Annotated in this window: 14 protein-coding genes and 1 pseudogene; 7 read left to right on the top strand and 8 right to left on the bottom strand. The window is 51.2% G+C overall.

The window, feature by feature from the left end; all coding sequences use genetic code 11:
- Both AC52W5_RS10055 and AC52W5_RS10050 read left to right on the top strand, forming a co-directional pair.
- Nucleotides 1–121: pseudogene (locus AC52W5_RS10055) on the top strand (IS481 family transposase); the annotation flags it as partial.
- 457 nt (nucleotides 122–578) lie between these two features.
- Nucleotides 579–1,019: a KGG domain-containing protein gene (locus AC52W5_RS10050; protein WP_074974163.1), complete on the top strand. Its 441-nt coding sequence runs from the start codon at nucleotides 579–581 to the stop codon at nucleotides 1,017–1,019.
- Nucleotides 1,020–1,219: 200 nt separating this feature from the next.
- Here AC52W5_RS10050 and AC52W5_RS10045 read toward each other — a convergent pair whose 3' ends face one another.
- From AC52W5_RS10045 to AC52W5_RS10020, 6 genes are all read right to left on the bottom strand, one after another.
- Nucleotides 1,220–2,080 (bottom strand): DUF72 domain-containing protein, encoded by an 861-nt coding sequence (locus tag AC52W5_RS10045; RefSeq protein WP_495670900.1) that lies wholly within the window; start codon nucleotides 2,078–2,080, stop codon nucleotides 1,220–1,222.
- Between the two features lie 6 nt (nucleotides 2,081–2,086).
- Entirely contained in the window at nucleotides 2,087–2,428 is a 342-nt protein-coding gene (locus AC52W5_RS10040; RefSeq protein ID WP_495670899.1) for a cupin domain-containing protein, read from the bottom strand.
- Nucleotides 2,429–2,747: 319 nt separating this feature from the next.
- Complete coding sequence (locus tag AC52W5_RS10035) at nucleotides 2,748–3,377, bottom strand: UdgX family uracil-DNA binding protein (protein ID WP_495670898.1); 630 nt, start codon at nucleotides 3,375–3,377, stop codon at nucleotides 2,748–2,750.
- 54 nt (nucleotides 3,378–3,431) lie between these two features.
- Complete coding sequence (locus AC52W5_RS10030; RefSeq protein WP_495670897.1) at nucleotides 3,432–5,144, bottom strand: PAS domain-containing sensor histidine kinase; 1,713 nt, start codon at nucleotides 5,142–5,144, stop codon at nucleotides 3,432–3,434.
- A gap of 45 nt (nucleotides 5,145–5,189) precedes the next feature.
- On the bottom strand, nucleotides 5,190–5,603 hold the full coding sequence (locus AC52W5_RS10025; protein WP_074974153.1) for a response regulator: 414 nt from the start codon (nucleotides 5,601–5,603) through the stop codon (nucleotides 5,190–5,192).
- Entirely contained in the window at nucleotides 5,600–7,546 is a 1,947-nt protein-coding gene (locus tag AC52W5_RS10020) for a Tar ligand binding domain-containing protein (RefSeq protein WP_495670896.1), read from the bottom strand. Before AC52W5_RS10020 ends, AC52W5_RS10025 begins: the two co-directional genes overlap by 4 nt.
- A gap of 414 nt (nucleotides 7,547–7,960) precedes the next feature.
- Here AC52W5_RS10020 and AC52W5_RS10015 point away from each other — a divergent pair, with 414 nt between their 5' ends.
- On the top strand, nucleotides 7,961–8,587 hold the full coding sequence (locus AC52W5_RS10015) for a CHRD domain-containing protein (protein ID WP_495670895.1): 627 nt from the start codon (nucleotides 7,961–7,963) through the stop codon (nucleotides 8,585–8,587).
- Nucleotides 8,588–8,940: 353 nt separating this feature from the next.
- Here AC52W5_RS10015 and AC52W5_RS10010 read toward each other — a convergent pair whose 3' ends face one another.
- Nucleotides 8,941–9,144 (bottom strand): cold-shock protein, encoded by a 204-nt coding sequence (locus AC52W5_RS10010; RefSeq protein WP_074974149.1) that lies wholly within the window; start codon nucleotides 9,142–9,144, stop codon nucleotides 8,941–8,943.
- A gap of 114 nt (nucleotides 9,145–9,258) precedes the next feature.
- On the opposite strand from AC52W5_RS10010, the gene AC52W5_RS10005 reads away from it, so the two are divergent.
- The 3 genes from AC52W5_RS10005 (at nucleotide 9,259) to AC52W5_RS09995 (ending at nucleotide 11,082) form a co-directional block, all read left to right on the top strand.
- Nucleotides 9,259–9,519 (top strand): hypothetical protein, encoded by a 261-nt coding sequence (locus tag AC52W5_RS10005; RefSeq protein ID WP_495670894.1) that lies wholly within the window; start codon nucleotides 9,259–9,261, stop codon nucleotides 9,517–9,519.
- Nucleotides 9,516–10,535 (top strand): SDR family oxidoreductase, encoded by a 1,020-nt coding sequence (locus AC52W5_RS10000; protein WP_074974145.1) that lies wholly within the window; start codon nucleotides 9,516–9,518, stop codon nucleotides 10,533–10,535. Before AC52W5_RS10005 ends, AC52W5_RS10000 begins: the two co-directional genes overlap by 4 nt.
- 391 nt (nucleotides 10,536–10,926) lie before the next feature.
- A complete protein-coding gene (locus AC52W5_RS09995) occupies nucleotides 10,927–11,082 on the top strand; it encodes a hypothetical protein (protein WP_495670893.1) in 156 nt (51 codons plus the stop codon).
- Between the two features lie 667 nt (nucleotides 11,083–11,749).
- Here AC52W5_RS09995 and AC52W5_RS09990 read toward each other — a convergent pair.
- A complete protein-coding gene (locus AC52W5_RS09990; protein WP_495670892.1) occupies nucleotides 11,750–12,214 on the bottom strand; it encodes a hypothetical protein in 465 nt (154 codons plus the stop codon).
- Between the two features lie 357 nt (nucleotides 12,215–12,571).
- On the opposite strand from AC52W5_RS09990, the gene AC52W5_RS09985 reads away from it, so the two are divergent.
- Nucleotides 12,572–13,207, top strand: a complete 636-nt coding sequence (locus tag AC52W5_RS09985; protein ID WP_495670891.1) for a MarC family protein — start codon at nucleotides 12,572–12,574, stop codon at nucleotides 13,205–13,207.
- The last annotated feature ends 233 nt before the right edge of the window (nucleotides 13,208–13,440 follow it).

The raw sequence follows: 13,440 nt of genomic DNA, 5'->3' as shown, positions 1-13,440 counted from the left end.
CAGACGGCTAAAGACCCTCAAGGGTCTGACACCCTATGAACACATTTGCAAAATATGGTCTGAAGACCCAGACAAGTTTATTACTAACCCACACCACCACACTGTGGGGCTAAACACCTAGCTCTGCTACTCGGACCGGCGATTATCCTAAATAGCAGCTCTTCCAACAGTACCTTGATCTTATGAATGCCAGTAACGCTGCTTGAAGCGAAATGAGATCTTGCAGAGGCCCGCTATGGCTATCTCCTTGCCTATCTTCGCCTGCGGAGAGCCGCCGGAATAGTAAGATTCGGGATCTGCATGACATCTCAGGATATTTCACCCATGCCAGTGACTCTCCCTCGCCAATCGATACTGCCGAAGTGAAAAAACAGGAATCATTGCAACAACTTGAATAAACTGGACTATGTATGCTTCCGAACAGAGCAAATGTGTTTTCCAGGCTAGGATAAATCATTCTCTGCTTTTAACTTTAACAAATTGAGATAAGAAACCCTCATTCTCATGATGCCTGGGAGTTTCTCGGGTTGCTTGTTAGAGGGAGGTTTTAAAAGTATTTGATAATTCGGAGGCATGGCATGGTTGCAGATAAAGAGCGAGGAAAAAGTGGTGACAAGCGCGGTTTTGCTTCAATGGATGCAAACAAGCAGCGTGAAATCGCCAGTAAAGGCGGCAAGGCGGCTCATTTGAAAGGTACTGCCCATGAGTTCGATTCTGAGGAAGCACGCGAGGCGGGCAGGAAAGGGGGCCGGGCGGCTCATCTGAAGGGCACGGCGCACGAGTTTGATTCGGAAGAGGCGCGCGAGGCGGGCAGAAAAGGTGGTAAGGCCGCGCACGAGAAGGGTACGGCGCATGAGTTTGATTCCGAGGAGGCGCGAGAAGCAGGGCGCAAAGGCGGGGAATCACGCGGAAAAGTCGGTTCACATGCTGAGCATGAGAAGGAGTCCTCATACTCGTCGCAAAGTGGAAAATCTGGGCAGCACGGCAAGGATGGCAGCTCAAATCACACTAACCGGTAGAGCCTTCTACATCGTTGCCTGAGGGGGAAGGTCTTTTCCGTATTCGCCGTGAGTAGCGGGCTACCCTTCGGCGAGTTGTTCTGATCATCGTTCATCTTTCGATTTGCTCAGAATGGAGGGGGAAGATAGAAGGGCTCGGAGCCCGAACCCCAACATCTCGTGAAATAAACGCGAGAACGTTCCTGGAACTCATTTCTTGGCTAAAGCTTGGAGATCAATGATTGCGCGTCGAAAGGCGCTCTTACTTTGATATCGTTATCGAAGTAACAGTAGATATCGCGAGGCATACGTGGCGGTTGATGCGGTGAGATGAGATGCGCGTCGTCGGGTTGTAAACCTTCGCGCCAGAGGCGAATTCGTTGCGCCCAACGTACCAATGCCTCCTCGGTATATCCGCTCGCATAAATTTCCTGATCACCATGCAGGCGGAGATAGAGGAAATCTGCCGTTACGTCTTCACGGTAGGGCCATTTTCTTGCGGTATCTGCAATGACTAGTGCGATATTGTGTGCGCGCAGGAGTTCTACGAAGGTTTCATTGAGGAAGCTGTCGTGCCGTATTTCGACGGCATACCGTAGAGGGCGTTTTGCGCCGATCGCCAGGCGTGCGCGGCCTGTCATGCGTTTTTCCCGGCGACGGGCCAGATGCAGAGCCTGCTCTGTATCTCGCGGCAGGAGGTCGAAAAACCCCCTCATTCTGTCCTGATCATAGCGAAAATTGGGTGGAAATTGCCACAAGATGGGGCCGAGTTTTTCCCGGAGATTGAATATTCCCGAAGCGAAGAAATTGGCGAGTGGAATGTCGATGTCGCTCAGGCGCCGGATATGCGTGATGTAGCGCGATCCTTTAACGCTGAAAATAAACCCGGGGGGTGTATCATCATACCAGTGCTGGAAGCTGTCAGGTGTCTGCAGGGAGTAGAAAGTTCCGTTTATCTCGATAGTCGGCAATATCCTGGCAGCATATTCAAGCTCGCTGTGCTGGGGAAGTCCGGAAGGATAAAATACGCCGCGCCAGGGCGGATAACGCCAGCCGGAAATACCGATACGCGTCTCGCTCACTCGCTCTCAACTCCGTCCACGCGACAGTTCTTCCCCTTCAGTCGTATATGCAGGGGGAACATAAAAGTTGAGGGTTCGAAGCAGGTTTTCTCCCGTATTGCGGATTTCATGCTCATCGCCACGCTCGATGAGCAAAAGGGAACCCTCACCCAGGCGATAGCGCTTATCATTTATGGTTGCAATACCCATTCCCGAAACGACATACAGCCACTGGTCAGCACCGCGGTGGCGATTATGTGGGCCTCCTTCTGCCTTTCCTGGAAGTAAAACCATTTCAGCCGCCTGCGAACTCGGGTTACCAAGAACGATGCGAAATCCGATTTCGAACTGCAGATTTTTCCGTTTCATCCATTTCTCCCATCTCATCCATTACAGAAATTTGACAGCAGAAAAACAACGCCGTTTCGCGAGAAGGGGAGGAGCTGTTGAGTCAGCGAGTAAGCAGGACGAACGTCATATCGGTGGAAGCCGGTATCCAGCGGCGTTCAAAACACGCCATTATTGGTTTGGACTGGATTCCGGTTTGCTGGATTCAGAGTCAGGCCCGGAATGACGAGATTCATAATATTTTCTGACCGGATCAATAGGGGGATAAGGGGAGGCAGGGGGAGACGGGGAAGGGATAAGCAGAATGGCCGACCGAACAGGGCCGTTGTCTCAGTGTAACTCAGCTGAGAAAGGGCTTTGCCAGCTTGAGATCATCCACAAAGCGCTCGTACTCTTCGTCCTTGTTTTCCTCCGGTACACGCAGCAGGAACGAGGGGTGGACCGTAATCAGCAATGATACGTCCACTGCGTATTCGAGTAATTTTCCCCGGTTGACTTTGACAGGGGTGGCGCGGCCCAGCAGTGAGCGAGCCGCCGTGGCGCCCAGGGCAATGATCAGACGGGGCGCTATCAGTTCAATTTCGCGTTGGAGCCAGGCATGGCACGCCACGATTTCGGCATCGACCGGTTTCTTGTGCATACGTCGTTTGCCACGTAGTTCGAATTTGAAGTGCTTGACGGCATTGGTAACATAGACTTCTTCTCGCGACAAACCGACTGCTTCCAGCGCATGCGATAGAATCGATCCCGCCGGTCCGACAAATGGATGGCCTGTAATATCTTCACGGTCTCCAGGCTGCTCGCCAATGAGCATGACCGATGCACGCGGGGAACCTTCTCCGAAGACAGTCTGTGTGGCATGTTCCCAGAGGTGACAGGCGTGGCAATTCGTGGCCGCTTTACGCAGGGAAGCGATGGTGTTTCCAGCGTGTTCAGCAGGATGTGAAGTGTCCGGTAGAGGCGTTTTCATCTGCTGAAGAATGGACAGGGTCAGGGGAAAGAGGAGAGGGGTGCTATCTTAATCTTAACCTTCAGTACTAAGTTCTTCGTTTTTATCTGCATCGGGTGCAGCCTCGGAAGCTCCATCGGCGGTGAGTTCAAACCAGAACACACTGCCGACACCGACAGTGCTTTCCACGCCGATTGTCCCGCCCATTAGTTCAACCAGTTGTTTCGTCACTACCAGGCCAATGCCCGTGCCTTCCACAGACCCCGCTTCCTGCCCGAGCCGGTTGAATTGCTGAAAAAGCTGTGTCAGTTTTTCCGGCGGCAATCCCGTCCCGGTATCGCGCACACTTACGCGGAGGCGTCCGGGCACTGTCATGGAGCAGCTCACTTCGACTGTGCCACCCTCGCGGTTGTATTTGATTGCGTTGGAAAGAAGATTGATCAGAACCTGCTTCACCCGCGTTCGGTCGGCCTGAACGAAGAAGCCCATGTCCGATGATGGCGGAAAGATCAGTTGTATATTTTGCTCCTGGGCCTGCGGCTCGACCATGGTCCGGGACTCGACCATGACCTCGCCGATGCACATCGGTTCCTGCGCAACAATCAGCTTGCCGGATTCAATTGCGGCGAGATCGAGGATTTTGTTTATCAGTTCAAGCAGATACCATCCTGCAGAATTGATCTCCTTGAGCATGGTCATTTGCGTGAATGTCGGCGGCGGAGAACTCGATTCCATCAATTGGGCAAAACCAAGCATGACATTCAGCGGCGAGCGCAATTCGTGGCTCATGCTGGAAAGAAAATCTGATTTTGCCAGATTGGCTTTTTCCGCCTCTGTCTTGGCTTTGATCAGTTCCTCTTCGATCAGCTTGCGGTGGGTGATATCGCACCGCAACTCTTCGTTCACCCGCGCCAGTTCATCGGTGCGCTTAGCCACGAGTTCTTCCAGACGAAAACGATGCTGCTTCAACTCCTCTTCTGCCTGTTTGCTTTCAGTGATATCAACCAGAATCCCCTGCAGAAACAGCGAGCGTCCCGATTCATCCCGCACGACATTCGCCTCGTCGCGGAACCACAAGACTCTTTCATCCTGAGCAAGCAAACGGTACTCACAACGCAGAGGGGCGCCCGTTGCGCGGCTTTTTGCCCGTTCCTCGAGTGCGTGCGCCCGGTCGGCCGGATGAATCTGGGCAAGCAGGATGGCCGGATCGTTCAACCATTGTTCTGCTGAGAAACCAAGCATATTGATACGCGAGCTGACGAAGAGGAAACGGTTGCTCCCATCCAGTGCAGCAATGTAAACGATTGCCGGAATGGTTTCGACCAGGGAGCGATATTTGGCCTCCGCCTGGGCGAGTTTCTCTTCCGCCTGCTTTTTTTCCAGCCGCATCCGCCGGTCGCTCAGTACACGCTGGATAATGGCAGGCAATAATTCAAGGTATTGGTGCTCCAGGTCCTTGATCAGGTAATCCTTCGCCCCGCGCTTCATTGCTTCTACCGCAATGGTAGCGTTGTCCGTACCTGTCAGCATCATGACCGGGATGGAGACATCGCCACTCTCGTCGGTCAGCGCCGCCAGAAACTCAAGACCATTCACATCCGGCAAGTGATAATCGAGCAGGACGCAGTCCGGCTTTTGCTCATAGGCAAGTTGCAATCCCTCCCGGCCTGATTCGGCTTCGGAAAGCACGAACTCATAGTCCGGGTCCCGGGCAAGGGCACGTCGACACGCCATACGATCCACGGCATCGTCTTCGACGAGTAGAACGCGAATCAGGGGTTTGGTCATAAGTGGATGGGCTTTCGTAAAATCAGGGAGTTGATTGAGCCTTTATCATGGCATCTCGCTGATGGTCCAGTAAGCATCGATGGAACGCATGACTTCGACGAATTGACGATAATCCACCGGCTTGGCCATATAACCGGCCACACCGAGGTCGAAGCTGTTTATCTTATCCTGCTGTTCCTCTGATGTAGTCAGAACTACTATGGGAATACGCTTCAGCTTGTCATCATTTTTAACCGCTTTCAGGAATTCGAGACCGTTCATGATGGGCATGTTCAAGTCTAGCAAAATGATGCACGGCTTTTCGCTTGCCGGGTCCTGGAGATAATGAACAGCTTCCTCACCATTTTCCCGGTGGACGAGCGGGTTCGTTACGTGAATCTCTTTTAGAGCACGAACGACCGTCATTTTATCTACTTGATCATCTTCCACCAGGAGAATGGGTCTATTAGTTATTTTCACGCTGCTGTTCCTTTGGTTGAATTTGCGACTGCTACTGTTTTAGGGAGAGTAAAGAAAAAAGTTGTACCCTCACCGGGCGTGGATTCCACCCAGATATTGCCACCATACATTTCCACGATCTTTTTTACCAGAGTGAGCCCAACCCCGGTGCTTTCTACCCGGTCTCTTGGCGCAAGCGTCTGGAAAAGCTGAAAGATTTTTTCAAAATGACGTGATTCGATACCAGGGCCATTATCACTGACGCTGAACCTCCAATGTTCGCCCTCCGCAACGCAGCCAATACGAATTTCGCATTGAGGCTTATCCATGTATTTGATGGCATTTGAAAGCAGATTCTGAAATATCTGTTGGATGCGCGTTGGCTCTATCACTATGCTGGGTAATGTATCTTCGACGCTAATGGTAACATTTGGCGAAGGGGCAATGAAATCTATCACATCACGCAGGACTTCATCGACCTTCACCTCTACAGGCGCTTCTCTGACGCGCCCCACACGTGAATATTGCAGGATACCGTCGATCAGGTTCCCCATACGGTGGACTCTGCTGACAAGGAGGCGCATATGCTCCCTGCCTTCATCATCGAACTTATCGAGGTAGTCAGTAGAGAGCCAGTCTGCAAGTGCGCCAATTGCGCGCAGCGGTGCTTTTAAATCGTGCGATACCACATATGCGAAACTTTTCAACTCTTCATTGGCGCTTTCCAGGTTGGCCATCAGTATCGCTTTCTGTTCCTCTGCCTGTTTGCGTTCACTGATATCACGCAGAATGACGACGAACATACGGTGCTCCTGGCCATGCATCTCAGTCACAGAAATATCCAGGGGAAACGTGGCATTGTTTTTGCGCAACCCTATAACCTCATTCGTTTTTCCGGGCACTTGCAGTTTTGTATTTTCTTGGTAATTCTTAAAGTAATCCGTCAGTTGACCGTGTTCAGGCCGGGGGAACAGGAAACCGATATTTTGTCCGATCAACTCACTTTCGGAATAACCGAAGATCCATTCCATTGCCGGGTTGCCGGTCTTGATCGCGCCCTCTTCGTCAACGGAGACTACACCCACAATCAGGTTATTTATCAAGGCACGTGTATTTGCTTCGCTGGCGCGAACCTGGCCGATCGTTTCCACCAGGCTGTCGCGCATTTCCCGCACGGCCTCCGTCAATTGGCCGATTTCGTCATTCGCCGGATGAACCTCGATTTCCTGCTTCAGATCCCCTGCTGCCACGCCGCGAGAGATTCGGACGACGTTCTCAAGAGGCTGAAAAATCGCACGGATGAACATGAGGCTGAACACCACCGCCAGCAGCAGGGCGACGATTATCGAAGCGATGAGAATGGCGCGGATTGTCTCGTACCGGCTCTGTTCCTGGTCATATTCTCTCTTTGCTTCATCGACCTGCAGCAAAACAAGGGCGTCTATGCTTTCGCCTACTGGCAGGTACAGCGGGCGGATCTTTTCCACAAGTATCCTGTTTGCTTCGCCAATTTTATTGGCGCGCAACGCGGCTGCTGCGGGCAAGAGGCCCTCGGTCACATATTTACGATGATCTGCGTCAAATTTAGCCGCCAGCTTTTTTTCCACGGGAGTCAGACGGGTCTCTATGTACTCTTCCCAGGTTTTATTGATTTCCGCAATATTCTTCTCAACCTTTGCGGTCTTGTTCTTGATGATTTCAGGCGTCGGTATTACTAGCGCAGATGTGACGGCGAGCCGGGTTTGCAGCAAAAGTGATTCAATATATCCAACCTGGCTCAGCGGAATCGCTCTGTCATGATAGACAGTCCTTAGTCCGTCTATTGCATGGCTCATGCCGAACAAACCAATCATTCCCATTCCCAGCAAAAAGGCGACCAGGTAGGAAAGGGTAAAGATCAGGCGTGATTTGATCGTCAGGTTTTTAAATGTCAGATTCTTAAATGACAGATTCTTTAATGTCATTTTCTTAAATGACAGGTTTTTAAATCTCAGCTTTTTGAACATATGACCTGCAAGGATTCGAAAAGTGATATCGAAGTTTTCCATTACACAGGGAGTTATAAATATACCCCTATGAACCTCATGTGAAAAATATCTTTTAATCCGACAACCCTGTTCACCACTCATCCAGGGAAAGACCGGTCGGCAGCAGCAAATTTATGATCCGAATATGTGGATCAGAAGATGGCGTAAGCCCGCTGCAGGCGTCCATTGGGTACTCGCACAACCAAATGGCCTATTCCTATTGAGAGGCTCTCCTTGATATGTACTATATTTAGATAGCGTTCCCGGATGGGGGGTATTTCGCCGGGTGATGCTCTAACTGTTAATCTGGGATTGAGATGCGCTGAAATTCAATCTTCAAGGAGGATAATCATGAAACTCAACGTTTTGGCTGCGGGATGCCTGCTCACGGCGGCAGTAGCTATGCCAGCTGTTGCGCAAACCACGGTTTATACAGCGAACCTTACCGGTCCCAATGAGGATCCGCCGAACTCTTCTCCAGGTATCGGTACGGCAATGATCACCATTAATCAGGATGCGGGGACGATGCGCGTGGAAGAGAGTTTCAGCGGGCTCACGGGAAATGTTTCCGCCTCGCATATCCACTGCTGCACAACCACGCCGCATGAGGGACTGGCGGGAGTCGCCACCGTAAGTCCCACGTTTACTAGCTTTCCCTCTGGAGTCATGGCAGGTGATTACGATCATACCTTTAATATGCTGGATGCGTCGAGTTACAATCTGCCATTCCTGAACGCGAATGGCGGAACTGCTCAAGGCGCCTTCGACGCATTGGTTGCGGGAATAAATGATGGCCGCGCGTACGCGAATATTCATACGATGCCCGAATTTCCAGGCGGAGAGATTCGCGGTTTCCTGGCTCCCATACCAGAACCCGAAACCTATGCGATGCTATTGGCCGGTTTAGCGATGGTGAGCATGATGGCATGGCGTCGTCGTCTTCTTTCCTGCGAAGATAGCGGCGTCAGAATAAGCTGAACATCTGCTCCCGAGTAACTGAATGGAATAATTTTGAGAACTGGCTGTAAACAGGCTTTCTTTGTTTCCAAGGTAAGGTAAGGGAACCTGCTGATCCTCAAGGATTGCTTGGATAGCGCTCGGAGCCGAAATCGAAGGGCATGGATGCTGTTAAAGCAATTACACAAAAACAACTGAGTTTTCGTTCTCTTTTGGCTATTGCGGCAATCTGCTCCGAGCCTTGAGTTATTGCATGCGCTCTCGCTGATCTGGCTGAGCGCTAGTCAGTCAAATAAAAATAGCATACGGATCAGGTAACTCTATAATAGGATTGCACGCTGGCACGAATATTCCGCCCAGCGTGCAATCCTATCTTACGCAGCTTGAATGTTTGATGCTTGCTTGCCCTTTGCGCCTTGCGTAATCTCAAACGTTACTTTTTGTCCCTCTTTGAGCGTTTTGAAGCCGGACATGTTGATTGCAGAGAAGTGTGCGAATAAATCTTCACTGCCGTCAACAGGGGTAATAAAACCAAATCCTTTTGCCTCATTGAACCATTTTACTGTCCCAGTTGCCATTTTTTACTTCCTATATAAAAGAAAAGCCGAGCTGTGAACCCGGGGAACATATCAGTTAAAAAGAGACCTCGCTTTCAGGTCTTACGGCATTCTGACGATCCCTGAATGAGAAATATGTTCGCTACCGTACCAAAGAATGAAGAATTCACGTTCACTCAGATGGCGCATTTTTGGGCCCTTAGCGAAAGGGCAAATCTTTCTCAATGCCCTAATTTTGGTCAGGTGCAGGAAATCTCTGGAACCCAAGCTCCAGCAGTTATCAACAGACCTATCCACCCCAACCAGGAAAAGCTTCCATTAGCGGTATTGCCGAGACTCGGCTTGGCGAAAAATGATGGGAAATCCCCGACAATTTTCAGAGGAGAAAAGATATGAAACCAGAAGACGACGCCGACGCCGCACGACGCCAGTTTGTTGGTGGTATGGCAACCGGCCTTGCCACAGCCTTCGTCTCCCCGGCCTTCGCGCAGCAAGGGCAGCGAGAAAACCGTCCTGGCTCACTACAAGGGCCCGGCCAATCCCGTAAACAGGATCCGAGAACGCAATATCCGATTCCCCCCTTTCCTCCGCAGAAACAGGAGTCTCCAGGCCTTGTGAGCAAGATGATACCGCGGCCTGATCACGGTGAAACAACCTATAAGGGCTCGGGCCGGCTGGTGGGTAGAAAGGCGCTTGTGACCGGGGGCGATTCGGGCATTGGGCGCGCCGCCGCCATCGCCTTTGCGCGTGAGGGAGCCGATGTCGCAATCAACTATCTCCCTGTTGAGGAGTCCGACGCTCGTGAGGTCGTGGAACTCATCCGGGCGGAAGGGCGAAAGGCGATGGCGATCCCTGGCGATATCCGGGACGAGAATTTTTGTTCCACGCTCGTCGCCAACGCTGTCGGGGGGCTGGGCGGACTGGACATCCTTGTCAACAATGCCGCCATGGCTGCCGCGCAGCCCTCGATCACCGATCTCACAACCGAGCAGTTCGATTCAATATTCAAATGCAACGTCTATGCCATGTTCTGGATCACAAAGGCGGCCATGCCCCACCTTAAGTCCGGCGCAGCGATCATCAATACAAGCTCCGTTGAGGCTTACACTCCATCCGATGCTTTTCTCGACTACGCACAGACGAAGGCGTGCAATATTGCTTTCACGAAATCGCTGGCGAAGCAGGTCGCCAAACAGGGTATACGGGTGAATGCGGTGGCACCGGGACCGTTCTGGACACCATTGCAAACGCTTGGATGGACAGATGTCAGCAGACTTGGCAAAGAAACACCACTTGGCCGACCCGGCCAACCAGCTGAACTCGGCCCCCTGTACGTTTTCCTTGCGTCACAGGAATCAAGCTATGCAACCGGACAGGTGTACGGTGCTTCAGGCGGGGAGGGATACCCCTAACGCAGCTAACAAGGGCAGAAGCAGAGCCGTCGACCTCCTTTGAAGTGCCAAGGGTTTCTTATGCCGGGCACCATCAGGACGGACATGATGCACATGTAAATCTCCCCAAGTGCGAATTCTCTCTCCACCTGACCCGCATCACGGACTACTTGTTGCCCTTTTAATGGTTTTGTTTACACCTGCCTCATTATTGCGCGCCCAAGCCTTGATCAGAAAATAAAAGGGAGTTACAAGTAGATGCTTGTAACTCCCAATCTATTGGTGTTTATGCTGGAATTGAAACTACGATCAGGGGATTATGAGTCCTTGGCAAGGGTGGCAGCGCCCATGCCCGGAGTCGAAACCTGTGCCCTCCCCAGGAGCTTGCTGCTCGTAACCGCTGGGAACGGAGGTGCTCCCTTCGCCGGTGCTCGTTCTGCTCTTGCAGAACTCGCAACTGCTGCTGTTCCAGCATCATCTGTTCGTACCTTGCGTGGGCGGTGCGCTGCAAATCCCGCAAACCGTTGTACTCCTGTCCGATGCCATTATGTTGAGCTTGAACTGCTGATGAGAGTGCGAAAAGGCCTCCTGTCAGGAGCACCATCGCAAGTTTCATTTTTTCCTCCAAGGATGTGGACGAGAGATAATTTTACGAATGGCATTCTAGTCCTTGATCAGGGGGGAATAAATTGTACTTAAGTACATGTTCCCAGCAGATCGAAACGCTATTTTAGATTGCGGCAACAAAAAAGCCCGGCGTAAGCCGGGCGTGGATACTGCATTCGCCTCCCTCTTTGAGAGGAGAGAAACGAGTGGGCAGGTTAACAATATAAGGGAAGCTCTACCGTTAAATATTTAACGTATAGAAATAAAAACCCGCCGAGGCGGGTTGGTAGGAGATAAAAAACCTATCCAGTCACATAAATAAGTAGAGCATGTGAACGCTATGACGTGGATTTCCTCCGCTCTGGCCTTTAAAGCTTGTCTGTTCTCAACTTCGCGCAGGCCTAGAATCTGCCAGGATGCGGCATTCCATAGTTGTAATTACCTTGTTGCCGCATGTTGTCGAGTCGCTGCTGCTGATACATGAGATCCATCTGTACCATGAGATCATCTGTAACTGTCTATTTTGCTCCTGCATCGTGTGATCCTGGCGCATCAATTGCTGCTGCTGCATTTCGAGTTGTTGCTGCTGCATCATATCCTGGGAGCGTTGCTAAATACTTGGGTCAAATCTATAGTACTGCGCGCTGACGGTAAAGGGAAGGGCCAGGGTGAATAGGACGGCGAGAATAACTTTCATTTGTGGAAGCTCGGTTATTGACTCGGGCGAATACCCGTAGGATTTTCTGCAAGGGAGAGAGCGGGATCAGCGCGTCGGGACGGTTGAATTCCAAGACGACATCGTTATAAGCCACGTCCCGGAACGGTTCGATTTTCTGTGCCGATCCCTGCCTTGTTTCTTCAATCGCTGCTTCAAGCGCGTTTCCGCCAAGGCTGTTGGCGCGCGCCATTAGGGATTGGAACCTGCGCAGATCAGCTTCATTCTGGGCTGCTTTGTCCGCCGGCCGGATTACAACCAGTGCTGCTCCAAACACAGCCGCAACATAGACTCCCCCTATGGATAGTTCTTTAGGGAATATGTCTGCAATGGCGGCAAGTGCCGCGCTTCCGCCCAAAATAGAGAAAAAAGTGCTCACAGTCTGCCGGGCGATACAGGCGCGCTTCGCTCGGCGAGCCGGATCGCGTAGCGTATTTCTCTTTTAAGTTGAACAAGCTCTTTCGCTATCTGTTTGTTTGACACTGGGAATAGAGCCGCTGCCATGGATGGGGCGCGGGGGGAGCATGCGATTTCCAGTTATCCGAACTCATTATAATTATTGTATTTGAGTGTTTGTTTTGGCTACAGTTCGCCTAATGCATCATTCGATTAATTTTACCGTCGCTCCGACCTCTATGGCGCAAGGAGCCTCGCTACCACCAATAACAAAATAATTCCAATTATTATTGCCACCATTTGCGTCCATAGGCGCGCTTAATATTTCACCCACTAGATAATGCTTTCAATTTTGGCTTTAACTCTCAAGAAAACCCTCACACTGTTCGTGCTGATGGGTCCTGTTTCCATGATCCCCGTCTTTCTCGCGGCTACGGAAGGTTTTGATTTAGGCAGCAAGGGCCGCTTTGCCAAGACTATTGGGTCGAGCGTCACGGTGGCGTTGCTGGTGGCAACATTTCTGGGGATGCCTATTTTAAGATTGCTCGGCATATCGCTGGGAGCGATGCAAGTTGGCGGAGGAGTTATTGTCTTATTGCTGGCAATAGCAATGGTTCTTGGGAAGGAATCAACCTTCAAGGGATCGCCCCGTATAGCTAATGAAGATGGGGTTCGAGAAGCGGCAATCGTCCCTTTAGCTGTACCACTGCTGGCCGGTCCGGCCGCATTCAGCTATGTCATGGGAAACAGCGCGTGGCAAACCTATGCCGATTTAATTCATGTGGTGGTGCCTATCCTTATCATAGGTACCATATGCTGGATAACTTTTTACATGGCTAGTCAGGCGGAAAAGAAGATTCGGCAATCTACTATGGATGTAGTACAGCGCGTCGGAGGATTTATCCTTGCGGCGATAGCCGTAGAAATGATGGCTACTGGGTTACGTGGACTGTTTCCGATGCTTGCTCCAGCCTAGTGTAAAAATTCTTATCAGAGAAAGATTGGTTGACCAAGAAGGCGAGAACGGAAGTTTACAATTACTCAAAAATGGATTGGTACAACATCGGCAGCGGTATTTTGAGGGGGAAGTCCTAGATAGTGTAGTCACGAGTCTCCGCACATGAGAGACTTGGCGAGTCAGGAAAGGAGACTCGTATGAAGGATTCGAAGCCCGCATACTGCCGCCACGATATATCCGATGAGACCTGG

Source organism: Nitrosospira sp. CT (genome assembly GCF_059489795.1).
Note: the sequence above shows the minus strand (reverse complement) of the source record. Positions and strands in the feature narration are given on the sequence as shown.